This is a genomic window from Streptomyces purpurascens, assembly GCF_045040895.1.
Taxonomy (GTDB): domain Bacteria; phylum Actinomycetota; class Actinomycetes; order Streptomycetales; family Streptomycetaceae; genus Streptomyces; species Streptomyces purpurascens.
In genome coordinates, this window is the sequence record NZ_CP108341.1 from 2113617 (window position 1) to 2138833 (window position 25217).

Below are 25217 nucleotides of genomic sequence, written 5' to 3' on the forward strand. Positions count from 1 at the left end.
CCTCAGCTCCTCAGCCGCTGTGTTGTCCGATGGGCCGTGCCTCACTGAATCCGCCGCTCGGGTTCCTCTTCCTCCTCGTCCGGCAGCTTCACGTCGCTCACCGCGATGTTGACCTCGACGACCTCGAGGCCGGTCATGCGCTCGACGGCGGTGATGACGTTCTCCCGTACGTCCCGGGCCACATCGGCGATCGACACGCCGTACTCGACGACGATCTCCAGGTCGAGGGCGGCCTGCACCTCTCCGACCTCGGCCTTCACACCGCGCGACACCGACTTCGCGCCACCGGGCACGCGGTCGCGCACGGCTCCGAAGGTGCGGGAGATGCCGCTGCCCATGGCGTGCACGCCGTCCACGTCGCGTGCGGCGAGACCGGCGATCTTCTCCACCACGCCGTCGGCGATCGTCGTCCGCCCGCGCGAGCCCGGGTCTCCGCCACTGCGCTTGGCCAACGGACTCCTGCGTGCCGCGGGCGTCTCGCTCTCCCCGCCCCGGTTCTCGGTCATGTCAGTCATCGGCGTACGTCCTTTTCGGTTGTCGTCCTTCGACCACCGTAAGCACGGTTACGTGGTTGCGCGCCTTTGATGCGGCAGGCTGGAGGAATGACGGGTGACCAATGGACGCAGGCAGTGAGACATCAGCTGGGCCTCGGCAGGCTCCTGCCGCTGGGTGATGCGCGCGACGGCGCCTGGATCGCCGAGCAGGCGGCCGAGGCGGTGCTGCGGCGCGCGGCTCAGGAAACTCCGGGCGTACGCCTCGACGCGCTCCGGGTCGCGCTCGCCGACCCGGCGGACACCGGGGAGCCGGCCGTACCGGCCCCGCCGAGCGCGCAGCCGCCCGGACCCCTGCGGGTGACGGCGGAGTTCGCGGCCACGGCCTCGCAGCCGCTGCCGACGACGGCGTCCCTGCTGCGGGCGACGCTGGCGAACGCCGCGACGCAGGGGCTGGGTCTGACGGTGTCAGAGGTGGACCTGCAGGTGACGGTGCTGCTGGACGAGGAGCCGGAACCCGGGCCCGCCGTACGTCTCCCCGAACCGCCGCGGGCCGCGCGGCCCGTGGACGGCGACGAAGCCCGGGTGGCGACCGCCGCCCTCCATGTCCCGGGCGTGCTCCACCTGACCGGCGCGCTGGGCCACCCCGTGCACATCGAGAACCTCCCGGGCGAGGCCGCGCTGCCGCACCGTCACGTCCGGCTGGAACTCGCGGTGGCGGCGGACCACCGGGCCCGGGACGTGGCCCGCGAGGTCCGCACGGCGGTGCGGAGGACACTGTCGGACCACCCGACGGTGGCGGTACTGGTGAGCGGGATCGGCTGAGGGATCCCTGATCCGCCGGGCGGTCCCGCCTCAGTCCCCGATGCCCGCGAGGTCCCGCAGCCGACGGGCCTGGGCCTGGCGTTCCGCGCCGCGTTGGGCCTCGTACGTGCGGTCCTGGGCGCCGCGCAGCAGTGCCTTGGTCTCGATGACGGCGTCGCGGGGCGCGGCGAGGACGGCCGAGGCGAGGTCGCGGACCGTGTCGTCGAGCTGACCGGCCGGCACGGCCACGTTGGCCAGCCCGGTGGTGACGGCCTCCTCGGCCGTGACGAAGCGCCCGGTCGCGCAGATCTCCAGCGCGCGGGCGTATCCGACGAGTCCCACCAGCGGATGCGTGCCCGTCAGATCGGGCACGAGTCCGAGGCTGGTCTCGCGCATGGCGAACTGCACGTCGTCGGCGACGACGCGCAGGTCGCAGGCGAGGGCGAGCTGGAAGCCCGCCCCGATGGCATGTCCCTGGACGGCGGCGACGGAGACGATGTCGCTGCGCCGCCACCAGGCGAACGCCTCCTGGTACTCGGCGATGGTCGCGTCCAGCTCGGCGTCGTCACCACGCGCGAGGTCGATGAACGACGGTTCCCCGTCGAAGCCCTCGGGCGTGAACGCCTGCCGGTCGAGACCGGCCGAGAAGGACTTGCCCTCGGCCCGCAGCACCACGACACGGACGGAGCCCGGCAGCTGCCGACCGGCCTCGGTCAGCGCCCGCCACAGAGCGGGGCTCTGCGCGTTGCGCTTGGCCGGGTTGGTCAGCGTCACCGTGGCGACCGCGTCGTCGACGGTGAGCCGTACGCCGTCCTTGTCGAGTACGGGAACGAGGTCCTTGTCGGGCGAAGCCATGGACGCCTCCGATGTGTGCGGTCAGCTAAGTGACTGCACAGTAACCACCCGGTCGATCAGCCGACCGACCGGGTGGCCACCATCGGAGCCGAGGGGCCACCCGGGGTCAGGCCGTGGCCTTTTTGCCCCGGGTCGCCCCGCCACGCCCTCGCAGCGTGACGCCCGACTCACTGAGCATGCGGTGCACAAAGCCATACGAGCGGCCGGTCTCCTCGGCCAACGCCCGGATGCTCGCACCGGCGTCGTACTTCTTCTTCAGGTCTGCCGCGAGCTTGTCGCGCGCGGCGCCGGTCACCCGGCTGCCCTTCTTCAGAGTCTCGGCCACCCGTGCCTCCTCATGGGAAGTGCGCTCTGGTCTCCTCATGATCACCCCTCCGGGCCTTGATGGCCACCCATTCGGCAAGGTCCGTGAGACAAGGTTGTGACGACGGGAGCACATCCCCACATCCGGAATACGGAATTCCGAAGAGTGGCGTCCGTACGGCCGAACGGATTGCCCCGGAAAATGCCAGGTCAGAAAGGCGTCGCGGCCGAGCCCGGAAGAATCGGGGGCTCGGCCGCGAAATCGATGTAGGACACACCTCGGTACGAGGAGATCTCACACAGATGATGGATCACCGCTAGGCCGAATGATCCATACGCCGTTGATCACGTATTCGATCAAGCGAGGGCGACGAGGTCCGCGTAGTCGGCACCCCACAGGTCCTCGACGCCGTCCGGCAGCAGGATGATCCGCTCCGGCTGGAGCGCCTCGACCGCGCCCTCGTCGTGCGTGACGAGGACGACCGCGCCCTTGTACGTGCGCAGCGCGCCGAGGATCTCCTCGCGGCTGGCCGGGTCGAGGTTGTTGGTCGGCTCGTCGAGGAGCAGGACGTTCGCCGAGGACACCACCAGGGTCGCCAGCGCCAGACGGGTCTTCTCGCCGCCGGAGAGGACCCCGGCCGGCTTGTCGACGTCGTCGCCGGAGAACAGGAACGAGCCGAGCGTCTTGCGGACCTCCACCAGATCAAGGTCGGGGGCGGCCGAGCGCATGTTCTCCAGGACCGTGCGCTCCGGGTCGAGGGTCTCGTGCTCCTGCGCGTAGTAGCCCAGCTTGAGGCCGTGGCCCTCGATGACCTCGCCGGTGTCGGGCTTCTCGGCCCCGCCGAGCAGCCGGAGCAGGGTCGTCTTGCCCGCGCCGTTGAGGCCGAGGATGACGACGCGCGAGCCCTTGTCGATGGCCAGGTCGACGTCGGTGAAGATCTCCAGCGATCCGTAGGACTTCGACAGGCCCTCGGCCATCAGCGGGGTCTTGCCGCACGGGGAGGGCTCGGGGAAGCGCAGCTTGGCGACCTTGTCGGACTTCCGCTCGGCCTCCAGGCCGGCCAGCAGCTTGTCCGCCCGGCGGGCCATGTTCTGCGCGGCGACGGTCTTGGTGGCCTTGGCCCGCATCTTGTCGGCCTGCGAATGCAGCGCGGAGGCCTTCTTCTCGGCGTTCTGCCGCTCGCGCTTGCGGCGCTTCTCGTCGGCCTCGCGCTGCTGCTGGTAGAGCTTCCAGCCCATGTTGTAGACGTCGATCTGGGAGCGGTTGGCGTCCAGGTAGAACACCTTGTTCACGACCGTCTCGACCAGGTCGACGTCGTGGGAGATCACGATGAAGCCGCCGCGGTAGGTCTTCAGGTAGTCCCGCAGCCAGATGATCGAGTCGGCGTCGAGGTGGTTGGTCGGCTCGTCGAGCAGCAGCGTGTCCGCGTCGGAGAACAGGATCCGGGCCAGCTCGATACGGCGGCGCTGACCGCCGGAGAGCGTGTGCAGGGGCTGGCCGAGCACACGGTCGGGCAGGTTGAGCGCGGCGGCGATGGTCGCGGCCTCGGCCTCGGCGGCGTACCCGCCCTTGGTGAGGAACTCCGTCTCCTGGCGCTCGTACTGCTTGAGCGCCTTCTCGCGGGTGCCGCCCTTGCCGCTGGCGATGCGCTGCTCGTTCTCGCGCATCTTGCGGATCAGTATGTCCAGGCCGCGCGCGGAGAGGATGCGGTCGCGGGCGAGGACGTCGAGGTCGCCGGTGCGGGGGTCCTGCGGGAGGTAGCCGACCTCGCCGGAGCGGGTGATGGTGCCGCCGGCGGGGATGCCGTCGCCGGCGAGGCATTTGGTGAGGGTGGTCTTCCCTGCGCCGTTACGGCCGACCAGGCCGATGCGGTCGCCCTTGGCGACACGGAAGGTGGCGTTTTCGATGAGGACGCGGGCACCGGCGCGCAGCTCGATACCGGAGGCGGAGATCACGGACAGACTCCAGGGCGGATACGGGGGCGGGATGGGCGGCTGAGGACGTTCCCGCCGTCTAATGCGCGAGGAGAATGGCCATGCGGACAGTCTAACGGGGCCATGCAACCAACTTTTTCTGCGTGTGCGTGTTCGAGGGTCGCATCCCGGGGCGGGGGCCGTTGTCAGTGGTCGGTGGAAGACTGAGCAGCAGGCCGGACTCCGGCTTTCCGGCAGCGGGACACTCGGCGAGACACAAGGAAGTGATCGCTATGGCAGGCACGTCCGGCGGACGTCCGAGCATCTATCCGACGCTGCTCTACGCGGACGCGAAGACGGCGATCCGGCAGCTCACGGAGGCCTTCGGCTTCACGGAGCTCTCGGTGTACGAGGGCGAGGACGGCTCGGTGATGCACGCCGAGCTGACGCAGGGCAACGGCGCGGTGATGGTCGGTACCAAGGGCCGCGGCGGCGTGTTCGACGCGGCCATGAAGGAAGCGGGCACCACGGGGGTGTACGTGGTGGTGGACGACGTGGACGCACACCACCGCCGCGCCGTGGACCACGGCGTGGAGATCCTGATGCCCCCGACGGACCAGGACTACGGCTCGCGGGACTACATGGCCCGGGACCTCGAGGGCAATGTGTGGAGCTTCGGGACGTACGCGCCCGAGATAGCGGGCTGAGAGCCCCACCGGGCCCCTAGCTGCCGCCGGTGTGCACCTGGAACGCGGCCCGGCGTACGGCCTTGGCCAGGGCCGGGTCGGGGTGCGCCGCGGCGAGGGCGACCAGGACCTGCACGGTGCGCGGGTGTCCCACGGCACGTACCTCGTCGAGGAGCATCGGGATGGTCGGCTGCACCGCGGACTCCAGATGGCGCACGAGCAGCGGGGCCTCACCGTGGTCGGCGACGGCGGCCGCGGTGTCCACCCACAGCCAGGTCGCCTCCTGACGGGTGAGGACCTCGTGGGCGTCCTCCGGGTCGGCCCCGTCGTGCTCGGCCAGCCACAGCAGGGCGTACGGCCTGAGCGTCGGCTCGGCGACCACGCCGCGGACGTCGGGCTCGGCGGGGGCGCCGACCACGCGCAGCGCCTCGAAGGCGAGGCCGCGCAGCAGGGCGTCCTCGCCGCGGGCGGCACCGAGGAGTTCGGTGACGGCGCTGCCGACGGGGCGGGCGGCGAGCCAGGCGCGGTACTCGGCGCGGGCCGCGTTCGGGCGCAGCTGGGCGCAGCCGCGGAGCATGTCCTCGGCCGCCTGCTCGATGTTCCCGGCGGGGCTCTGCGCGGCGACGCAGATCTGCTCCAGCTTGACCCAGACGGCCCAGCTGCCGAGCGGGGTGAGCGTGGCCTGGCCGTCGCCGTAGGTGAGGGCGCCGACGGAGGCGAGGGCGCGCAGGGCCCAGTCGAGGAGGGGGGCGAGCGGGGCGTCGGTGGGCTCCGGTTCGGCCACCGGCTCGGGCTGGGGGCCGTAGGGGATCTCGCAGCGTGCGGTGCGCAGCTCCGTGACGCGCTGCTCCAGGAGGTCGAGGAGCTGCTCCACGGGGACGGGGCCGGCGGACAGCTGGAGGAAGGAGAGCGCCTGCGGCATGGCCGAGACGACCTCGGCGACGGCGGCGGGCTCGCGGTCCTCGGGCTCCGGGTAGGCGAGCGACCAGGCGTCGAAGAGGGCGACCCAGCCGCGCAGGACGGCGCTGTCGTCGCGGTCCCAGGCGCGCAGCCGCCAGCCGGGGCGCGCACTGTCGCCGTGCACCTCGACGAGGCCGGCGAGGCGGGCGGTGTCCCAGTCGCCCCTGACCTGAGCCGAGGTCAGACCCAGGTCGCGGGCGGCCCGTTCGGCGGTCGCGTCGGAGAGGGTGGCCTTGCCGTCGGCGGTGGCGCTGTCCCCGCCGGGGCCGAGCGCTGCGTCGGCCCAGCGGGCGACGCGGGCCGCGGCGGCCAGACCTGAGCGCGCCATTCTGGCCAGCTCCGCCGGTGCCGGGGTGCCCTCCGGGGGGCGCGGTGCGGGTCGGCGCGAGCGCCGCTGGTTCATCGCTCTGGGGGCGGCGGCCAGGGGTCGCGGGCGGACGAGTCGAAGCCTGGAGTCGCGCGGGATACGGGACGTCACGGGTGCAGTCTTCCGGTTGACGGTCCGAAAACCCAAACGGAATGTCACGGCGGGCGACGGGGATGGCCAACGCACCGGGCCCCGCGAGCGGCCGGGGGCCGGAAACAAGCCAGTCGTACGACGCTAAACGGAATCATTGCGACCGGTCGGTGGAGAGCGGGGCGGGACATGGTCGCGACGGGGCGCAGGGATGGTGGACGAGGTCACATGAGAGGCGTCAGGAAGCGTCGCAGCGCCTCCTCGTAGGCCTGCGGGTCGGCGTTCCACATCGCTCCGTGGGGCGCGTTGCCGACGGTGTACAGAGCGACCATGTCGGGGCGCGCGGCGGCGAGGTGGCGGGAGAACCGCCAGGGCGCCACCGTGTCGTCAGGTCCGTGGAAGACGAGCGCCGGGATGCGGAGGCCGTCGAACGGGGCCGGGCCCGCGACGCCGTCGTCGTACAGGCCGGTACGGCCCTGGGCCGCGCGGACCGCCAGGGGCAGCAGCACGCCCGGGGTGCGGCGGGCCGCGGCGAGGGCGCGCAGGGTGGTCTGCCAGCTGAGCACCGGGGAGTCCAGGACGAGCCCCGAGACGCGGTCGCGCAGTCCCGAGTGCGCGGCGGCGCGCAGGGCCATGGTGGCGCCGGTGGACCAGCCGTGCAGGACGACCTGCCGGGCGCCGTTGCGCACGGCGTAGCGGATCGCCGCGTCGAGGTCGCGCCACTCGGTCTCGCCGAGGTGGTTCAGACCGTCGGGCCGGCGGGGTGCGCCCAGGTCGCCGCGGTAGGCGAGGGCGAGCACCGGGAAGCGGTTGCGGTGCAGGAACTCCATGACGTTCATGGCCAGTTCCCGCGTGGTGCCCAGGCCGTGCACGGCGATCACCCAGGTGTCCCGGGCACCGGGCACGAACCAGGCGGGCAGGGCGCCGAGTTCGCCGGGGATGTCGACGTCGGCGTGATCGAGGCCGAGGGCCGCGCTCGGGTTGCCGACGTACACGTTCGGCGTGAGCCAGGCCTTGTCGCCGGCCTTCAGGGTGCCGTGCGTGACGCTCTCCAGGCGGCGTACGACGGTGTCGGCGGTGTGCGGGGCGGTGGTCAGGACGGGGCCGACCACCGCGTGGGAGCCGTCACCGGAGAGGCCGTAGCGGCCGGGGCGCAGGGCGGCCAGGTCCCGGGTGAGGATGATCTGCCCGGCGGCGGTGCCGTGCACGGTGAGCCGGGGTTCGGTGGGCAGCGGCCTGCCGGGAGGCGCCTTGAGCGCGGCGTCGCTGGCGAACCGTCCGGCGGCCACGGCGGCTGCGCCGGCTCCGATCACGGCGGTGGCGGCAGCGGCCGCCGCTTTGACAGTGCGCACGGCTCCAGTGTCCCGGCGGACGGGGCGAGGGACCAGTGGGCGGGGGCGGCGGGGTGACGAGCGCCGGGGGCGCGGCCGATCGGCGGGGTGGCTGTTGCCTGGCGGGCAGGGTTGGGCGGTCGGTGGGGGTGGCTGCGCCCGCGAGGCCGACGGTGGTGGCTGCGCCCGGCTGGACGGGGTGCCGGTGGCCGACGGAGGCGGGTACGACCGGCTGGACGGGGTGCCGGTGGCCGACAGAGGCGGGTACGACCGGCAGGGCGGGATGCCGGTGGCCGACAGAGGCGGCTGCGCCCGACTGGACGGGGCTCGGTAGCCGACGGAGGTGGCTGCGCTCGCAGGGCGAGGCGCGGGCTGTCGGTGGTGTGGCGGCTGCGCCCGAAGGCCGGGCGCGGGCGCTCACCCCATGGCCTCCGTGCCCGGGGCGGTGGCGCGGGCGGCGAGGGCCGGCGGGGCAGGGGGCTGCCGGAAGGGCGAGTCCCGCGGCACCGGATGTCCGGGGCGGGCGGTTCAGCCGCGCTGGCCGTACCCCCGTAGCCGGTCCTCCACCTCGGCCAGTTGTTCCGTGGACAGCAGGCTCGGGGACAGGCCCGGTACCGATGTGGCGGTCAGCCACAGCCGGCACATCCATTCCAGCTGGGCGGTGCGGTCGTAGGCCTGGTCCAGGGTCGCGCCGTAGGTGATCGTGCCGTGGTTCCCGAGGAGACAGCCGGAGCGGTCGGCGAGGGCGCGGAGCATGTTCTCGGCCAACTCGTCGCTGCCGTACGTCGCATACGGCGCAACCCGGACGGGTCCGCCGAGCGCGGCGGCCATGTAATGGATCAGCGGGAGCTCGCTCACGAGCGTCGAGACGGCCGTCGCGTGCACGGCGTGGGTGTGGACGACGGCGCGGGCGCCGGTCGTGCGGTAGACGGCGAGGTGCATGGGCAGCTCGCTGGTCGGGACGAGCGCGCCGAGGACCTGCCGGCCGTCGAGGTCGACCCCGGTCACGTCGTCCGGCGCCAGCCGGTCGTAGGGCACGCCCGACGGCGTGACCAGGACGGTGTCCCCGACGCGCACCGAGACATTGCCGGACGTTCCGACGACGAGCCCGTCGGTGACCGTCCGGCGGGCCGTCGCGACGAGGTCCTCCCAGGCGCGCGCCTCCTCGGGGCGCACACCGCTCCGCCGTGACTCCCCCACATCCTGTCCGCCGCCTCGGACGTCCCCCGTGCCCCGCCCGTCGCCTCGCTGCTCAGCCATGCGGCGATCCTGCCAGGCAGCCCTTCAACGCGCCGCCGGGCGGGGGCACTTTAGGCCGGAAACCGAGCATCCGTAAGGGCGCAGACCGGCACAAACCCGTCATGGATCTCTCTTGGCCGGAGATCATCGGGCATTCAACGGCCTTCCAGTACTCTCTGGGGGATTTGCCGTGCACGCAGCCATTCCGGGGGGAATCACATGGCCCGTGACCACATATCGACCCGCCGCCGCGGCCGCCTACTGGCGGCCTCCGCGGCGGCACTCGCGCTGGGAGGAACCGCGCTCGCGGAGTTTCCGGCCGCGGCGGCGAGCCGCCCGAAGGGACACGACGTCTCGTCCCACCAGAAGAACGTCGACTGGCGCAGCGCGAAGGCGAAGGGCGCCAGATTCGTCTACGTCAAGGCGACCGAGTCCACCACCTACCGCAACCCCTACTTCAGCCGGCAGTTCAACGGCTCGCGCGCGGCGGGCCTCGTCCGCGGCGCCTACCACTTCGCACTGCCGAACAGGTCGTCGGGCCAGGCGCAGGCGGCCCACTTCGTACGCAACGGCGGCAGCTGGAGCGCGGACGGCTGGACGCTGCCGCCGGCGCTCGACATCGAGTACAACCCGTACGACAAGAAGCACAAGTGCTACGGCCTGAGCAAGGCCGGGATGGTCAGCTGGATCAAGTCGTTCAGCGGCGAGGTCAAGCGGCTCACCGGCCGCCGCCCGGTGATCTACACGACCACCCACTGGTGGAACACGTGCACGGGCAACAGCCGTGCCTTCGCCGCGAACCACCACCTGTGGGTGGCCCGCTACGACGCGGCGAGCGCGGGGCCGCTGCCGGCCGGCTGGTCCTCCTGGACCTTCTGGCAGTACGACAACGGCGACGGCACCCTGCCGGGTGACCAGAATCTCTTCGACGGGTCACTCGATCGACTGAAACAGTTCGCAAGGGGTGCTTGATCGTTGGGGCGTGAGGGCAGCCATACCAGGGCGGAATGGCAGTCCCCTGTTGCGGACACCCCTGCGCCCCTCCCAGTTCATCTTCCGTTCACTCTGGTTACCTACGTTCGTCCCGCCAACGACGCCGAACGATTGCCTGGGTAAATGGAAAGCTTCTCGCTGATCCTCGCGATTGTGGTGGTAACCGCACTCGCGTTCGATTTCACGAACGGTTTCCACGACACCGCGAACGCGATGGCCACGACCATTTCCACGGGCGCCATGAGACCGAAGATCGCGGTGGCCATGTCCGCGGTCCTCAACCTGGTCGGCGCCTTCCTGTCCGTCGAAGTCGCGAACACGATCTCCAAAGGCCTCGTCGACGAGGCCGGCATCCGTCCCGAGGTCATCTTCGCCGCCCTGGTCGGCGCGATCCTCTGGAACCTGCTGACCTGGCTCGTCGGTCTGCCGTCCAGTTCGTCGCACGCCCTGATGGGCGGCCTGATCGGCGCCACGATCGCCTCGGCGGGCGTCGGCGCGGTGCACGGTGACGTCCTGGTCACCAAGGTGCTGATCCCGGCGATCGCCGCCCCGCTGGTCGCGGGCATCGCCGCACTGCTCGCCACCCGGCTGACGTACTCCCTCGGCAGGAAGGCCGACGGCGAGGCCTCCAAGAAGGGCTACCGGGCCGGCCAGATCGCCTCCGCGGGCCTGGTCTCGCTGGCCCACGGCACCAACGACGCCCAGAAGACGATGGGTGTCATCACCCTCGCCCTGGTCGCCGGCGGCGCCGTCGCCCCCGACTCCGACCCGCCCACGTGGGTCATCCTCTCGGCGGGTATCGCCATCGCGCTCGGCACCTACCTCGGCGGCTGGCGCATCATCCGCACCATGGGCAAGGGCCTGACCGACCTCCAGCCGCAGCAGGGCTTCGCCGCCCAGACCAGCGCGGCGACGGTCATCCTGGCCTCCTCGCACCTCGGCTTCTCCCTCTCCACCACCCACTCCGTGTCCGGCGCGGTGATGGGTGCGGGACTCGGCCGCAAGGGCGGCGTGGTCCGCTGGTCGACGGCGACGCGGATGTTCGTCGCCTGGGGTCTCACGCTGCCGGCGGCGGCCCTGGTGGGCGCGCTCGCCGAGTACGTGACCGGCTTCGGGAACTGGGGCACGGCGGTCGTGGCGATCTTCCTGGTCGCCTCCAGCGCGGTGATCTGGAAGCTCTCGCGCCGTGAGGTCGTCGACCACACGAACGTCAACGAGGTCGAGGAGGAGCCGGCCGGCGTCGTGACCACCGCGATCGCCGCGGTGACGCCGCCTCCGGCGGGCCCGTCCGAGGAACTGGCCGCCACGATCCCGGCCCAGGCCTCGGCCGAACGTGAGCCCTCCACCACGACCACCACGGTCTGATCCCGCCCACCGGTGACAAGGAAGAATCTCTGAGATGAAGATCGACTGGGCGACCCTCGGCTCCGTCTTCGGCGTCAGCCTCGTGGCCACCGTGACCCTCGTCGGCCTGTTCACCCTCGGCATCACGGGCCTGTCGCGCCGCGAGCGGGCGGTGGCGGCGGGCGGGTCGGCGGGGCTTGCGGTGACGGGGGCGTATGCGTGCTTCGCGGCGTGTGCGGCGGCTGTGGGGTATGGGATCTATCTGATCGTGGCCTGACCGGCCGCCTGGCCGCCAGAGCCTTCAGCGCCCTGCGACGCCCTTTCGATGGGCGGCGCAGGGCGCCGTCGTCTCCATGCCGGCGGGCGCCTCGCGCAGTTCCTCCTGCAGGAAGTCCCGGTCGGCATGCGCGCGGGCGCACAGAGTGCGCAGCCACCGGTTCGGGTCCAGCGGCACCGCCAGTTGCTCGCCGCCACCGAAGACCGCTGACGCTCCGTCCTCGTCCAGCCGCCAGGCCTCGGCACTGTGCCATTGGCCGCCGGCGCCTCTCGGCGGAAGGTTCAGGCGCAGGGAGAGGGCCGACCGCAGGTCCCAGAATCGGATCCGACCCGCGGTGTCCTGGAGGAGAAGCCCCTGCTCGCTGAAGTCCACGATCTCGGCGACCCCCGGCTCCTCCAGCCGCCGCCCGAGCCAGCCGCCCCCGGCGACGTTTCGCAGTGACACCGTGTCAGAACTGGCGGAGACGAGAGCGACCGTGCGGCCGTCAGGCCCGAACACCACATGTCGGCCCGATCCCCGCGCCACCCGCGCGCCCAGTTCGAGGGGACGGCCGACGAGGCGACCCTGAGACAGGTCCCGGATCCGAAGCACTCCGTCGGCGAGAACCGACACGTGGTCCGGATGCTTCGGGATCGCCGCCAGACTGCAGCCGACGCGGACGCAGTCCCGCCGCACCGCGCGTACGGGGTCCGCGAGCCGCTCTCCGGTGGCCGCGTCGATCCACTCGAGTCCGGCGTCGGTGATCACTGCCAGCCGGTCGCCCTCCAAGGGCACGATGTCGCCCAAGGACGTGCTCCGGACCAGTGTCACCCGGTCCTTCAGAGCCGGCACCGAGTAGCTCCACACGCCAAAGGCGTCCCACACCACCGCACGGCGTCCGGAAGAGGTGAAGACGGCGCCCTGCAGCAGGGTCCCCAAGGCAGGCACCCGTACGCTCCTGAACTCGCGGGCACGGCCGACGAGTTGCAGTTCGCGGTTCGAGGTGAACACCAGCCGGAAGCGGCCTCTGCGGTCCGGCACACTGGGTGTGCTTCCGCCACGCGGGCGCAGCGACTCCCCTGCGGCCGGTTCCGCTTCCACGACCAGGAGGTCCGAACCGGCCGGAAGCAGCACCCGGATCCGGTTCGCGCTCACCCGTTTCACCACCGGCTGGACATCGTGGAAAGTCTCCGCTTCCCGGTCGGTGGGCACCGTCGTGTAGTAGCGGCGGCCGTCGTCCCAGGGCGTGAAGGCGAGGAGATCGATGGTTCCGGCCTCCTGCTGTTCGGCCTGGGCGCTGTCGACCAGGCAGCAGCCCGTCATGTCGATGCCGCTCGCGGTACTGCCGGAGAGCCCTCGAACGCGTCGTCCGGTCACGGCGTCGTGCACCGCCACAGGTCTGTCCAACTGCTCTACGAGGATCCGGCCGTCAGGCAGCAGGTCCGCAGCGTGCTTCACCGGGGCCCTCAAGAGTCGGTCGCCGTCCAACGACCAAGCCCGGGCCTGGTCCCAGTCCTCGTCGGGGGTGCCTGTCAACAGCACGACGCCCTGCCCCTGAGGAAGCAGCCGTGCCTCGCTGATGCCCAGGCGGCCGGGCAGCGGCACCGAGCGGGCCCTCGGCGGCTTGCCCTGGCCCCTGTCCCACAGCACGACATGGCTCGCGTCCCGCTCCCGCCCCGAGGACGTCTCGTAGGCCAGCAGCAACCGGCCTTCCGCGTCGAAGTCGAGATTGTCCACGGAGTCGACCGCGCCGCTGCCCCTGGGCAGCCGCAGCACTTGCGACCGCCACCGTCCGGGACAGCCTGTGGGACGCACGGCGACGCGGTCGGCCACGACGGCGGCCAGCAAGCAGCCGTCGTCACTCAGTTCCAGCGCACTCGCGTCAGCGACCGGCAGGTCCAGGGTGCTACGAGTGAAGCCGCCGATCGCCCAATCCCGCCACACGACCGTGTCTCCCACATTCGACACGCTCACGACGGTGTCGCCTCCAGCACTCGCGACGAGGTACGACAGGCTGCCTGCCCAGGCGTTCCTGCGCTGTCCCACCACCGACCGCATGGCCAGGTAGCGGTCGAGGACGGCCTGCCGCGCGGCCGGGGTGTCCGCGTTGTTCAGCGCGGCAAGGGACAGTTGCAGTGATGTGGACGGCGATTGGCCGGAGAGGGTGCCCGCTTCGGCGGCCAGCGCCTGCGACGCCTGCTGTCTGAGCTGTTCGGCCCGGGCGGCACTGCTCCGGCCGAACTGGACGGCCAGCACCACCGACACGACGAGCAGCAGGGCGACCGTCGCCGCCCCGGCCCTCCAACGCCGGAGTCCGCGCCGCCGGTGCCGGACACTGCGCTGGATGAACTCCCGCTCCACTGCCGACACGTCCTCCGGGCGTGAACGGCTCCTGCTCAGAGCCGTCTCCAGCGCCACTCCCCTGAGAAGTCGTCCCGGGTCCCGGAACTCCTCCTCCCAGAGCGCCCGTTGTTCCCGCACCTGCTCCTGCCAGGTCCTGAAGCGCCTCGACTCCTCCAGCCACACGCGCAGCTGTTCCCATTTGCGGGTCAGGGCTTCGTGCGCCAAGTCGGCGACCACCGCACCGTCGTCTCCCTGCGTGATGCGCAGGAAACGGGTCCGCACCGCGAGGGCTTCGGCAGCGGCGCGCTGGCCTGGGGGAAGATCGGCGAGGCGGGCCGGTCTACGGGTGAAGCCACCCCCGTCGTCGGGCCGGGCCAACTGCACGAAGAGCCTGCGGACCGGGTCCTCGCCATGCTCCGCGATGACCTCCCCGACCCGCTTCTCGGCGTGGGTGGACAGCGCGCCGGTCACTCCGCCGAGGGCCTCGTAGCCGCTGTGGGTCAGGCGTACGCCGGCCTGGAGGGACCAGAGTTCGGTGAGGGCGAATTCCACCATGGGCAGGTGGCCGGGTTCGTTCTCGGCGTCGTCGACGATGCGTTCCGCGAGGCCGGGGTCGAGGGTGAGGCCGGGGACTCGGGAGGCCGGGCCCTCGATGGCGCCCAGGAGTCCGGTACGGCCCAGGGGCGCGACGATCTGGGCGCAGTCGCTGAGGACGTGGGCCGTGGCGGGTTCCACGAGGTCGTCGAGGCACGCGGAGCGGAGCGTGGCGAGGACGCGGAGCCGTTTGTCCTCGGCCGGGACGGAGGCGAGGGCCACGACCAGGGCCAGCAGGGTGCGGGCGGTGGCCGGTTCGGCCGCCACGGTCTCCTCGAGCTGCACTGCGTTCCTGGTCGGCCACGCCCACGTCCGGTTCCAGCAGCGGCGCCAGCGCTCGCGCCAGGGTGAGCGAGGCACGCGTCCCCGGCAGCGCGCGGATCTCCGACACCGTATGGCCGGCGGCGCGCAGGTGTGGGAGCGCCCCGGCGCGGACGAGGGAGGTCTTTCCGCTGCCGGACGGGCCGACCACCGGCACGACGAGGTGCCGGTCCACGGCGTCGAGGAGGCGTTGGGTCTCCTTCTCCCGGCCGAAGAAGTGCTCGGCGTCCTCCTCCCGGAAGGCGTCGAGTCCGCGGTACGGGCAGCGGCGCAGGCCCGGCTGGAGGTCCAGGAGGGCGGCCGCGGGGATGAGATAGGAGGTGCCGGCCGTGCGGCCGCGGTCGGTCGCGACCGTCATGCCGACCACGGCCGCGAGTTGCTCGTCCCAGACGGGGGCTCCGCTGCACCCCGGGGAGATGTGGTGTGCGGTGCCCTCCGCCTCCATGGAGATCCAGCCCTGCCCGACGGCGCCGAGCAGCCGCCCGCCGATCCAGGCGCCGTGTTCGGCCGTGGCGGGGAAGGCCAGGATCCGGAAGCGGTGGTCCCAGACGTCGCCGGCGCCTGCCAGCGGGACCGGCGTGGTGAGGGTGCCGGGGGTGTCCTCGGGCAGCCGCAGCAGTGCGATGTCGCCGGTGCCGTCCGCGGCCACCGGCCGCCAGGCCGACACGGAGGCCTCGTAGGCGACACTGCCCCGCTGGAGCGGGAACTCGACCGTCACGGGGCTCGTCGGCGCGGAGTCGGCCCGTGCGTCGGTGTCCAGGGCCTGTGCGACCACGTGGGCGCAGGTGACCACCGTGCCGGGGGCGAGCAGGAATCCGGAGCCGACGGGAGTGCCGTCGGCGGACCGGACCCGGGCCACCGCGGCGCCGAGCCCCTCCGGGAACCGGTCGTTCTGCACTGGTCCTGTCCTCTCCGCATGTGTGCACCCCGTGCGAGGTATTGGAGGGTTTGCGCCAGGCACCCGCAAGCGGGTCGGCGAAACGTGCCCCGCACAGGGGAATTCGCCCCGAGCCGGTCCGCGGGAGCGGAGCGTCGTGCTAGCGGTGTGGGCTTGTCCACACTCTCCCCTCGCAGGTCAACGGCAAGTTGACGGCTGTTCGCGGCCGTGGTGGACTGCCGGGGCCAATACGGCGGTAGGAGAGGAAGCCGGTGGAAGTCCGGCGCGGTCCCGCCACTGTCACCGGGGTAGCAATCACCGGGAGCCAGGAACTCTCACCGCCGGTCTCGTCGAACCAGGGCGTGGACACCCTGAGTGAGGACATATCGCCATGTTCGGCTGCCGATCGAGGGTCAGTACCCCACCGTTGCCCGCTCCCGTGGCCGGCTGAGCCCATGGGTGCCGGTCGCGTCCACGCGTACGGTGCCGCCGTCGGCCTGATCGGTGATCTGCTGCTCGGCGATCCTCGCCGGGGGCATCCGGTCGCCGCGTTCGGGCGGGCCGCGGGTGCGGTGGAGCGGGTGTTGTGGCGGGACCACCGGGGGTGGGGCGCGCTGCACACCGTGGTGTGTGCGGGCGGGGCCGTCGCGCTCGGGGCCGTCGCCGCGCGTGCTGTGCGTGCGTCCGATGCCGCTTCCGTCGTGGTGACCGGCGCGGCCACCTGGGCCGTCGTCGGGGGGACTTCGCTCGCCCGGGAGGCGCAGGCCATCGGGCGTGCCCTGGAGGCCGGGGACGTCGAAGCGGCCCGTGCACGGCTGCCGCATCTGTGCGGACGGGATCCGCAGTCCCTGGACGCCGACGGGATCGCCCGGGCCGTAGTCGAGTCGGTCGCGGAGAACACCTCCGACGCGGTCGTGGGGGCGCTCGTGTGGGGGGCCGTCGGCGGTGTGCCGGGGCTCGTCGGGTTCCGGGCCGTCAACACCCTCGACGCCATGGTCGGGCACAAGTCGGCCCGGTACCGGCGCTACGGGTGGGCCTCCGCGCGGCTGGACGATGTGGTGGGGTGGCCGGGGGCCCGGCTGACCGCCGTGCTCGCCGCCGTGGCCGGGGGCGATCCGCGGGGAGCCGTGACGGCCTGGCGTGCCGACGCCGCCAAGCATCCGAGTCCCAACGCCGGGCCCGTGGAGGCCTCGTTCGCGGGGGCCCTCGGGGTGCGGCTCGGCGGGACCCTGTCCTACGGCGGGCGCGTCGAGCACCGTCCCGTGCTCAACGGCGCGGGGCGCGGCGTCGGCACCGGGGACATCGAACGGGCCGTACGGCTGTCCAGGCGCGTCGGCTGGCTCGCGCTCGGCGTCTGTGTCGCCGCGCGCCACATCGTGAAGGGGCGTACGTCATGACGGGCGGGGGGCTTCTCGTCGCCGGTACCACCTCCGACGCCGGCAAGAGCGTCGTGACCGCCGGGATCTGCCGGTGGCTGGTGCGGCAGGGTGTCAAGGTCGCGCCCTTCAAGGCGCAGAACATGTCCCTGAACTCGTTCGTGACGCGGGAAGGCGCCGAGATCGGGCGGGCGCAGGCCATGCAGGCGCAGGCGTGCCGTGTGGAGCCGACCGCGCTGATGAATCCGGTGCTGCTCAAGCCCGGCGGCGAGCAGAGCAGTCAGGTCGTGCTGCTGGGCAAGCCGGTCGGCGAGCTCAGTGCGCGCGGGTACCACGGAGGACGGCAGCAGAGGCTGCTCGGGACCGTGCTGGACTGCCTGGAGCGGTTGCGGGGCACGTATGACGCGGTGATCTGCGAGGGGGCCGGTTCGCCGGCCGAGATCAATCTGCGGCGGACCGACATCGTCAACATGGGAATCGCCCGCAACGCCGGGCTCCCCGTGCTCGTGGTCGGCGACATCGACCGGGGCGGGGTCTTCGCCTCGTTCTTCGGGACCGTCGCCCTGCTGTCGCGCGAGGACCAGGACTGCGTCGCCGGGTTCCTCGTGAACAAGTTCCGCGGGGACGTCTCCCTGCTGGAGCCGGGGCTCGACATGCTCCACGGCCTCACCGGGCGGCACACGTACGGCGTGCTGCCCTTCCGGCACGGGCTCGGGATCGACGAGGAGGACGGGCTGCGCGTCTCCCTGCGGGGGACGGTCCGGGAGTCCGTTGTCGCCCCGCCCGTCGGCGAGGACGTGCTACGCGTCGCCGTCTGCGCGGTCCCTCTCATGTCCAACTTCACGGACGTCGACGCGCTGGCCGCCGAGCCCGGTGTCGTCGTGCGGTTCGTGGACCGGCCCGAGGAGCTGGCCGACGCCGACCTCGTCATCGTGCCGGGGACCCGGGGGACCGTCCGTGCGCTGGAGTGGCTCAGGGAGCGCGGGCTGGCCGACGCGCTCGTGCGCAGGGCCGCCGAGCAGCGGCCCGTCCTCGGCATCTGCGGCGGCTTCCAGATCCTCGGCGAGGACATCGAGGACGACGTCGAGAGCCGCAGGGGCCGGGTCGACGGGCTCGGGATCCTGCCCGTGCGGGTGCGGTTCGCCCGCGAGAAGACCCTCACCCGGCCGACGGGCGAGGCCCTCGGGGAGCATGTCGAGGGCTACGAGATCCACCACGGGGTCGCCGATGTCACCGGCGGCGATCCCTTTTTGGACGGCTGCCGGGTCGGCCAGACCTGGGGCACGCACTGGCACGGCTCGCTGGAGTCGGACGGATTCCGGCGTGCCTTCCTTCGCGAGGTGGCGGTCGCCGCCGGCCGCCGCTTCGTACCGGCGCCGGACACCTCGTTCGCCGCGCTGCGCGAGGAGCAGCTCGACCGGCTCGGCGACCTGATCGAACAGCACGCGGACACGAACGCGCTGTGGCGGCTCATCGAGTCCGGCGCGCCGCCGGGGCTGCCCTTCGTCCCGCCGGGAGCGCCCGCATGAGGGCCGTGGCGGTGGTGTGGACCGCCGGCACGGCGACCGCGGGCCACCTGAGACGCTGGTCCGGCTGCCTGATCCATCCGCAACTCGAAGGCGACTTGGAGGACGACGAAAAGTGACCACCCCCTTTCCGTTCACGGCCGTGGTCGGCCAGGACGATCTGCGGCTCGCGCTGCTGCTGAACGCCGTGTCACCGGCGGTCGGCGGTGTGCTGGTGCGCGGCGAGAAGGGCACGGCCAAGTCGACGGCCGTGCGGGCGCTGTCGGCGCTCATGCCGGAGGTGGACGTCGTCTCCGAGTGCCGCTTCTCCTGCGACCCCGGCTCGCCCGACCCCGGCTGCCCGGACGGGCCGCACGAGCCGGGGGGCTTCGCCTCCCGGCCGGCCCGCATGGTCGAGCTGCCCGTCGGCGCCTCCGAGGACCGGCTGGTCGGCGCGCTGGACATCGAACGGGCCCTGTCGGAGGGCGTGAAGGCCTTCGAGCCCGGCCTGCTCGCCGACGCGCACCGCGGCATCCTCTACGTCGACGAGGTCAACCTCCTCCACGACCATCTGGTCGACCTGCTGCTGGACGCGGCCGCGATGGGCGCCTCGTACGTGGAGCGTGAGGGCGTCTCCGTGCGGCACGCCGCCCGCTTCCTGCTCGTCGGCACCATGAACCCCGAAGAGGGCGAGCTGCGGCCGCAGTTGCTCGACCGGTTCGGGCTGACCGTCGAGGTCGCGGCCTCGCGGGAGCCCGAGCAGCGGGTCGAGGTCGTACGACGGCGGCTGGCGTACGACGACGACCCGGCCGGGTTCGCCGCCCGCTGGGCCGAGGAGGAGGCCGACGTACGGGCCCGGATCGTGGCCGCGAAGAAGCTGCTGCCGTCGGTGCGGCTGGGCGACGACGCGCTGCGGCAGATCGCGGCGACCTGTGCGGCCTTCGAGGTGGACGGCATGCGGGCCGACATCGTGATGGCCCGGACCGCTACGGCGCTCGCGGCCTGGGCCGGGCGTACGGACGTGCTCGCCGAGGACGTACGGCAGGCCGCGCTGCTCGCGCTGCCGCACCGCCGGCGCCGCAACCCCTTCGACGCGCCGGGCCTGGACGAGGACAAGCTGGACGAGACCCTGGAGGAGTTCTCCGGGGACGACGACCCGGACCCGGACCTCGACCCGGACCCGGACTCGGGGCCGGACGGGCCCGGCGGGGGCGGTGGACAGCCGGCGCCCGAGGACGGGCCTCAGGGCGGTGACCAGGAGGCCCGGCCGGAGGGCGAACAGGACGGGCAGCCGCAGCCGCAGCCTTCGGGAGCCGGCGAACAGTCGGCCGCACGCGCTTCCGAACCGTTCCGGACCAAGGTGCTGAGCGTGCCCGGACTCGGCGAGGGTGCCGCCGGGCGGCGTTCGCGGGCGCGGACCGAACACGGCCGGACCACGGGCGCCCGGCGGCCGAAGGGCTCCCTCACCAAGCTGCACCTGGCGGCGACCGTGCAGGCCGCGGCCCCGCACCAGCGGGCGCGCGGGCGGTCCGGGCCGGGACTCGTGGTGCGCCGCGACGACCTGCGGCAGGCCACCCGCGAGGGCCGCGAGGGCAATCTCGTGCTGTTCGTCGTGGACGCCTCCGGGTCGATGGCGGCGCGGCAGCGGATGAGCGCCGTGAAGGGGGCCGTGCTGTCGCTGCTGCTGGACGCGTACCAGCGGCGGGACAAGGTGGGTCTGGTGACCTTCCGGGGGTCGGGCGCGGAGGTCGCGCTGCCGCCGACCTCGTCCGTGGACGCGGCGGCGGCCCGGCTGGAGTCGCTGCCGACCGGCGGTCGTACTCCGCTGTCGGCCGGGCTGCTGCGCGCGCACGACGTGCTGCGGGTGGAGCGGCTGCGCGATCCCGCGCGGCGGCCGCTGGTCGTGGTGGTGACGGACGGGCGGGCCACCGGGGGCCCGGAGCCGGTCGCCCTGGCCGGGCGTGCGGCGCGGCTGTTCGCGGCCGAGGGCGTCGCGTCGGTCGTCGTGGACTGCGAGTCGGGTCCGGTACGGCTGGGGCTCGCCGGGCAGCTCGCGGGTGAGCTGGGCGGCACCGCCGTGACGCTGGACGAGCTGCGGGCCGACTCGATCGCCGGGCTGGTCAAGGATGTGCAGGGTACTTCGAGGAGGGCCGCGTAATGCCGCAGGGACAGCCGAGTGTCGTTCCGGACGACGGTCTGACGACCCGACAGCGCCGGAACCGGCCGCTCGTCTTCGTGCACACGGGCGTCGGCAAGGGCAAGTCCACCGCCGCCTTCGGGCTCGCGCTGCGGGCCTGGAACCAGGGGTGGCCGATCGGGGTGTTCCAGTTCGTCAAATCGGCGAAGTGGAAGGTCGGCGAGGAGAACGCGCTGCGGGTGCTCGGGGCGTCCGGTGAGGGCGGGTCCGTCGACTGGCACAAGATGGGCGAGGGCTGGTCGTGGGTGCAGCGCGACGGGCAGATGGACAACGAGGAGAAGGCCCGGGAGGGCTGGGAGCAGGTCAAGCGGGACCTGGCGGCCGAGACGTACAAGCTGTATGTGCTGGACGAGTTCGCCTACCCGCTGCACTGGGGCTGGATCGACACCGACGAGGTCGTTGAGGTGCTGCGGAACCGGCCCGGGACCCAGCATGTCGTGATCACCGGGCGGAACGCGCCCGAGAAGCTCGTCGACTTCGCGGACCTGGTGACCGACATGTCCAAGGTGAAGCACCCCATGGACGCCGGGCAGAAGGGGCAGAGGGGCATCGAGTGGTGATGTCCTCGTCCGTCCCACGGCTGGTCATCGCCGCGCCGGCTTCCGGCAGCGGCAAGACCACCGTCGCCACGGGCCTGATGGCCGCGTTCGCCGCGCGGGGACTCGCCGTGTCCCCGCACAAGGTCGGGCCGGACTACATCGACCCCGGGTATCACGCGCTCGCGAGCGGGCGGGCGGGACGGAACCTCGACGCCTATCTGTGCGGGCCGGACCTGGTCGGGCCGTTGTTCCTGCACGGGGCGCGGGGGTGTGACATCGCCGTCGTCGAGGGCGTGATGGGGCTGTTCGACGGGGCGGCCGGTGAGGGCGAGCTGGCGTCCACGGCTCATGTCGCCAAGTTGCTGCGGGCGCCGGTGGTGCTGGTCGTCGACGCGTCGTCGCAGTCCCGGTCGGTGGCGGCGCTGGTGCACGGGTTCACCTCCTGGGATCCGGAGGTGAGGGTCGGGGGCGTGATTCTGAACAAGGTCGCGTCGGACCGGCACGAGTGGCTGCTGCGGGAGGCCATGGAGCAGGTCGGGGTGCCGGTGCTCGGGGTGTTGCGGCGGGCGCCGCAGGTGGACACGCCGTCGCGGCATCTGGGCTTGGTGCCGGTCGCGGAGCGGCGCGAGGAGGCCCTGGGGGCTGTCGCGGCCATGGCCGCGCAGGTTTCCGAGGGTTGTGATCTGGACGCGTTGATGAAGTTGGCCCAGGGCGCGGGCGCGTTGTCCTGCGCCGCCTGGGATGCGGCCGAGGCGGTCTCCTCGCCCGGCCGCCATCCGACGCGGTCGCACGAGAGACCCCGGCCGCGGGTTGCCGTGGCCGGCGGTGAGGCGTTCACCTTCTCCTACGCCGAGCACACCGAGCTGCTCACCGCCGCCGGTGCCGAAGTCGTGCCCTTCGACCCCCTGCGGGACGAGGAACTGCCCGAGGGAACGAGCGGGTTGGTGATCGGGGGCGGGTTCCCGGAGATGTACGTCTCCGAGCTGTCGGCCAACGAACCCCTGCGCAAGGCCGTCGCCGGCCTGGCCGAGAGCGGCGCCCCGGTCGCCGCCGAGTGTGCGGGGCTGCTGTATCTGTGCCGGGAGCTGGACGGGCAGCCGATGTGCGGGGTGCTGGACGCCGGGGCGCGGATGACGCGGCGGCTCACCCTGGGATACCGGGACGCCGTGGCGGTCGGCGACAGTGTGCTCGCGGAGGCGGGGACACGGATGCGGGGGCACGAATTCCACCGGACCGCCGTGGAGCCCGGCTCGGGGCCGGATCCCGCCTGGGGGTTCCGGTCCCCGGAGCGGCGGGTCGAAGGCTTCGTACGGCGCGGTGTGCACGCGAGTTATCTGCACACGCACTGGGCGTCCGAGCCCGGTGTCGCCCTCCGGTTCGTGGAGAGGTGCCGGACGTCATGAGCGACACGCTGGTCGGCGTCGGGATCGGGGCGTCGCGGGGTGTCTCCGTCGAGGAGGTGCTCGGGCTTGTCGAGGACACTCTGCGGGAGGCCGGGCTGTCCGCGGCGTCCGTCGCCGAGCTCGCCACCGTCGACGCCAAGGCAGAGGAGCCGGGCGTCGTGGAGGCCGCGCGGCGGCTCGGGGTGCCCCTGGTGACCTACTCCGCCGGGGAATTGGCTGAGGTCGAGGTGCCGCACCCGTCCGACGCGCCGCTCACCGCCGTCGGCACCCCGTCGGTGGCCGAGGCCGCCGCGCTCGCCGGCGGTGGTGAACTCCTCGTCCCCAAGCGGAAGTCGGCCGCGAGCCCCGCGAGGGCGACCTGTGCCGTCGTGCGGCGCCCGCAGGGCGCCGAGCCGGGTCCCGGCCCGACCCGTCCGGCCGGATCCGAGGCCGCGCTCAACGTCCCGCCGTTCCACCCCACTTCCGCCGAGGAGCACCTGTGACCACCCCTCCCGCCCTGCTCGTCGCAGGCCAAGGCACCCGCGACGACACCGGATCCGAGGCGTTTCGCGCGTTCGTACGGGAGCTGGGGTCCCGGCGCCCCGAACTGCCCGTCGCGGGCGGCTTCGTCGAGCTGTCGCGGCCACCCCTGGGCGACGCCGTCACCGAGCTGGTGGAGCGGGGCGTACGCCACTTCACCGCCGTTCCGCTGATGCTGGTGCCCGCCGGGCACGCCAAGGGCGGCATCCGGGCGGCCCTGGCCCGTGAGACGGAGCGGCACCCCGGGATCTCGTACACGTACGGGCCCCCGCTCGGCCCGCACCCGGCGCTGCTGGACCTGCTGGAACGGCGGCTGGACGAGGCGCTGGGCGGCACCGCGGGGCGCAGGCCGGGCGACCGGGCCGATGTGACGGTGCTGCTGGTGGGGCCCGGGTCCACGGACCCGGACGCCAACGCCGAGGTGCACAGGGCGGCGCGGCTGCTGTGGGAGGGCCGCGGGTACGCGGGGGTCGAGACGGCGTTCGCGTCGCTGGCGGCGCCGGACGTGCCGAACGGGCTCGACCGGTGCGTGCGGCTGGGGGCCCGGCGGATCGTGGTCCTGCCGTACTTCCTGTTCACCGGCGTCCAGCCGGACCGGGTGCGGCAGCAGACGGAGGGCTGGGCGGAGGCGCACCCGGAGATCGAGGTGCGCTCGGCCGGCGTCATCGGTCCGGAGCCGGAGCTGCTGGACCTGGTGTGGGAGCGGTACGAGGAGGCCCTCGGGGGCCACCACGCGCCCGGGCACTTCCACCAGGGGGTGGACTCGCATGCGCACTGAGAGCGGCCACGATCTGCGACACCACGGGGACGCGGAGGTCCGGGACGACGGCGGCTCGCTCGTCGATCTCGCCGTGAACGTCCGGGCCGACACGCCTCCCGTGTGGCTGCGGGAGCACATCGCCGCGTCGCTGGGCGGGCTCGCGGCCTACCCCGACGGGCGGGCCGCACGCGCGGCGGTGGCGGCGCGGCACGGGCTGCCGGCGGAGCGGGTGCTGCTGACGGCGGGGGCGGCGGAGGCGTTCGTGCTGCTGGCGCGGGCGCTGAAGGTGCGGCGGCCGGTCGTCGTCCACCCGCAGTTCACGGAGCCGGAGGCGGCGCTGCGGGACGCGGGACACACGGTCGACCGGGTGCTGCTGCGCGCGCAGGACGGCTTCCGGCTGGACCCGGCGGCCGTTCCCGAGGACGCGGACCTGGTGGTGATCGGCAATCCGACGAACCCGACGTCGGTGCTGCATCCGGCGGAGACGATCGCCGGGCTCGCCCGTCCCGGGCGGGTGCTGGTGGTGGACGAGGCGTTCATGGACGCGGTGCCGGGCGAACGCGAGGCCCTGGCGGGCCGCGTCGACGTCCCCGGCCTGGTGGTGCTGCGCAGCCTGACCAAGACGTGGGGGCTGGCCGGGCTGCGGATCGGGTACGTGCTGGCCGCGCCGGAGACCATCGAGGACCTGGAGCGGGCGCAGCCGCTGTGGCCGGTGTCGACGCCGGCGCTGGCCGCGGCGCAGGCGTGCGTGGGACCGCGTGGCGTGGCCGAGGCGGCTCACGCCGCCCATCGCGTCGCGGCGGACCGCGCCCACCTGGTGGCGGGCCTCGGGCGGTTCGCCGCGGCGGGGTTGCGGGTGGTCGAGCCGGCGGAGGGCCCGTTCCTCCTGGTCCGCCTGCCGCACGCGGCGGCCGTCCGCCGACGCCTGCGCGACCTCGGCTACGCCGTGCGCCGCGGCGACACGTTCCCCGGCCTGGACGAGGAGTGGCTGCGGCTGGCGGTACGGGACCGCAGGACGACGGACGGGTTCCTGCGGGCGCTGGAGCGTGCGGTGACGGGCTGACGGTTCACGGTGGGCGGGCCCGCGGGGATTCCCGGCGGGGCGTCGCTCGCCGGCGCCGTCGGGCTCGTCGAGCCGGCGGCCGGCTCC

At 73.0% G+C, this 25217-nt stretch carries 21 protein-coding genes, 2 pseudogenes and 1 riboswitch; of the genes and pseudogenes, 14 read left to right on the plus strand and 9 right to left on the minus strand.

Annotated elements, in window-relative coordinates; translation table 11 throughout:
* Positions 1–41: 41 nt before the first annotated feature.
* A complete protein-coding gene (locus OHU35_RS09655; RefSeq protein ID WP_184599695.1) occupies positions 42–515 on the minus strand; it encodes an Asp23/Gls24 family envelope stress response protein in 474 nt (157 codons plus the stop codon).
* A gap of 87 nt (positions 516–602) precedes the next feature.
* Between OHU35_RS09655 and OHU35_RS09660 the strand changes: the two genes are divergently transcribed.
* Complete coding sequence (locus tag OHU35_RS09660; protein ID WP_189730281.1) at positions 603–1316, plus strand: nucleopolyhedrovirus P10 family protein; 714 nt, start codon at positions 603–605, stop codon at positions 1314–1316.
* Positions 1317–1346: 30 nt separating this feature from the next.
* Here OHU35_RS09660 and OHU35_RS09665 read toward each other — a convergent pair whose 3' ends face one another.
* From OHU35_RS09665 to OHU35_RS09675, 3 genes are all read right to left on the minus strand, one after another.
* Complete coding sequence (locus OHU35_RS09665; RefSeq protein ID WP_189730283.1) at positions 1347–2150, minus strand: enoyl-CoA hydratase/isomerase family protein; 804 nt, start codon at positions 2148–2150, stop codon at positions 1347–1349.
* 106 nt (positions 2151–2256) lie between these two features.
* A complete protein-coding gene (locus OHU35_RS09670) occupies positions 2257–2475 on the minus strand; it encodes a helix-turn-helix domain-containing protein (RefSeq protein WP_010037790.1) in 219 nt (72 codons plus the stop codon).
* A 335-nt stretch (positions 2476–2810) separates the two neighbouring features.
* Entirely contained in the window at positions 2811–4409 is a 1599-nt protein-coding gene (locus OHU35_RS09675; RefSeq protein WP_189730285.1) for an ABC-F family ATP-binding cassette domain-containing protein, read from the minus strand.
* A gap of 251 nt (positions 4410–4660) precedes the next feature.
* On the opposite strand from OHU35_RS09675, the gene OHU35_RS09680 reads away from it, so the two are divergent.
* Positions 4661–5074, plus strand: a complete 414-nt coding sequence (locus tag OHU35_RS09680) for a VOC family protein (RefSeq protein ID WP_189730287.1) — start codon at positions 4661–4663, stop codon at positions 5072–5074.
* Positions 5075–5090: 16 nt separating this feature from the next.
* Here OHU35_RS09680 and OHU35_RS09685 read toward each other — a convergent pair whose 3' ends face one another.
* Positions 5091–6491: a hypothetical protein gene (locus OHU35_RS09685; protein ID WP_189730289.1), complete on the minus strand. Its 1401-nt coding sequence runs from the start codon at positions 6489–6491 to the stop codon at positions 5091–5093.
* A gap of 203 nt (positions 6492–6694) precedes the next feature.
* Positions 6695–7822 carry an alpha/beta fold hydrolase gene (locus OHU35_RS09690; RefSeq protein ID WP_359896811.1) on the minus strand — a complete coding sequence of 376 codons (1128 nt, stop codon included), beginning with the start codon at positions 7820–7822 and terminating at the stop codon, positions 6695–6697.
* Positions 7823–7916: 94 nt separating this feature from the next.
* Between OHU35_RS09690 and OHU35_RS09695 the strand changes: the two genes are divergently transcribed.
* Positions 7917–8135 (plus strand): hypothetical protein, encoded by a 219-nt coding sequence (locus OHU35_RS09695; protein WP_405505156.1) that lies wholly within the window; start codon positions 7917–7919, stop codon positions 8133–8135.
* Between the two features lie 194 nt (positions 8136–8329).
* On the opposite strand, the gene OHU35_RS09700 is transcribed toward OHU35_RS09695, so the two are convergent.
* Positions 8330–9061, minus strand: coding sequence for a class II aldolase/adducin family protein (locus tag OHU35_RS09700; RefSeq protein ID WP_405505157.1), 732 nt, complete (start codon positions 9059–9061; stop codon positions 8330–8332).
* Between the two features lie 198 nt (positions 9062–9259).
* Here OHU35_RS09700 and OHU35_RS09705 point away from each other — a divergent pair, with 198 nt between their 5' ends.
* From OHU35_RS09705 to OHU35_RS09715, 3 genes are all read left to right on the plus strand, one after another.
* Entirely contained in the window at positions 9260–10012 is a 753-nt protein-coding gene (locus OHU35_RS09705) for a lysozyme (RefSeq protein WP_359896815.1), read from the plus strand.
* A 144-nt stretch (positions 10013–10156) separates the two neighbouring features.
* Positions 10157–11398: an inorganic phosphate transporter gene (locus tag OHU35_RS09710; RefSeq protein WP_189730297.1), complete on the plus strand. Its 1242-nt coding sequence runs from the start codon at positions 10157–10159 to the stop codon at positions 11396–11398.
* A 34-nt stretch (positions 11399–11432) separates the two neighbouring features.
* On the plus strand, positions 11433–11654 hold the full coding sequence (locus OHU35_RS09715; RefSeq protein ID WP_184599685.1) for a hypothetical protein: 222 nt from the start codon (positions 11433–11435) through the stop codon (positions 11652–11654).
* A 24-nt stretch (positions 11655–11678) separates the two neighbouring features.
* On the opposite strand, the gene OHU35_RS09720 is transcribed toward OHU35_RS09715, so the two are convergent.
* Complete coding sequence (locus tag OHU35_RS09720; protein ID WP_405505158.1) at positions 11679–14855, minus strand: hypothetical protein; 3177 nt, start codon at positions 14853–14855, stop codon at positions 11679–11681.
* A 34-nt stretch (positions 14856–14889) separates the two neighbouring features.
* Positions 14890–15852: pseudogene (locus tag OHU35_RS09725) on the minus strand (serine protease); the annotation flags it as partial.
* Positions 15853–15981: 129 nt separating this feature from the next.
* Positions 15982–16125: riboswitch (cobalamin riboswitch) on the plus strand.
* A 98-nt stretch (positions 16126–16223) separates the two neighbouring features.
* On the opposite strand from OHU35_RS09725, the gene OHU35_RS09730 reads away from it, so the two are divergent.
* The 8 genes and pseudogenes from OHU35_RS09730 (at position 16224) to cobC (ending at position 25130) form a co-directional block, all read left to right on the plus strand.
* The gene (locus OHU35_RS09730) at positions 16224–17165 is read left to right on the plus strand and encodes a cobalamin biosynthesis protein (RefSeq protein ID WP_189730301.1); all 942 of its coding nucleotides are present in this window, start codon (positions 16224–16226) and stop codon (positions 17163–17165) included.
* Positions 17162–18673 (plus strand): cobyric acid synthase, encoded by a 1512-nt coding sequence (locus tag OHU35_RS09735; RefSeq protein ID WP_405505159.1) that lies wholly within the window; start codon positions 17162–17164, stop codon positions 18671–18673. Before OHU35_RS09730 ends, OHU35_RS09735 begins: the two co-directional genes overlap by 4 nt.
* Before the next feature lie 112 nt (positions 18674–18785).
* On the plus strand, positions 18786–20807 hold the full coding sequence (locus tag OHU35_RS09740; RefSeq protein WP_359896824.1) for a putative cobaltochelatase: 2022 nt from the start codon (positions 18786–18788) through the stop codon (positions 20805–20807).
* Positions 20807–21406, plus strand: coding sequence for a cob(I)yrinic acid a,c-diamide adenosyltransferase (cobO, locus tag OHU35_RS09745; RefSeq protein ID WP_189730307.1), 600 nt, complete (start codon positions 20807–20809; stop codon positions 21404–21406). The genes OHU35_RS09740 and cobO overlap by 1 nt, the downstream gene beginning before the upstream one ends.
* Positions 21406–22788, plus strand: coding sequence for a cobyrinate a,c-diamide synthase (locus OHU35_RS09750; protein WP_189730309.1), 1383 nt, complete (start codon positions 21406–21408; stop codon positions 22786–22788). The genes cobO and OHU35_RS09750 overlap by 1 nt, the downstream gene beginning before the upstream one ends.
* Before the next feature lie 17 nt (positions 22789–22805).
* Positions 22806–23168: pseudogene (locus tag OHU35_RS09755) on the plus strand (cobalamin biosynthesis protein); the annotation flags it as partial.
* A 98-nt stretch (positions 23169–23266) separates the two neighbouring features.
* Positions 23267–24085 carry a sirohydrochlorin chelatase gene (locus OHU35_RS09760; protein WP_405505160.1) on the plus strand — a complete coding sequence of 273 codons (819 nt, stop codon included), beginning with the start codon at positions 23267–23269 and terminating at the stop codon, positions 24083–24085.
* The gene (gene cobC / locus OHU35_RS09765) at positions 24075–25130 is read left to right on the plus strand and encodes an Rv2231c family pyridoxal phosphate-dependent protein CobC (RefSeq protein ID WP_189730313.1); all 1056 of its coding nucleotides are present in this window, start codon (positions 24075–24077) and stop codon (positions 25128–25130) included. Before OHU35_RS09760 ends, cobC begins: the two co-directional genes overlap by 11 nt.
* Positions 25131–25217: the final 87 nt, after the last annotated feature.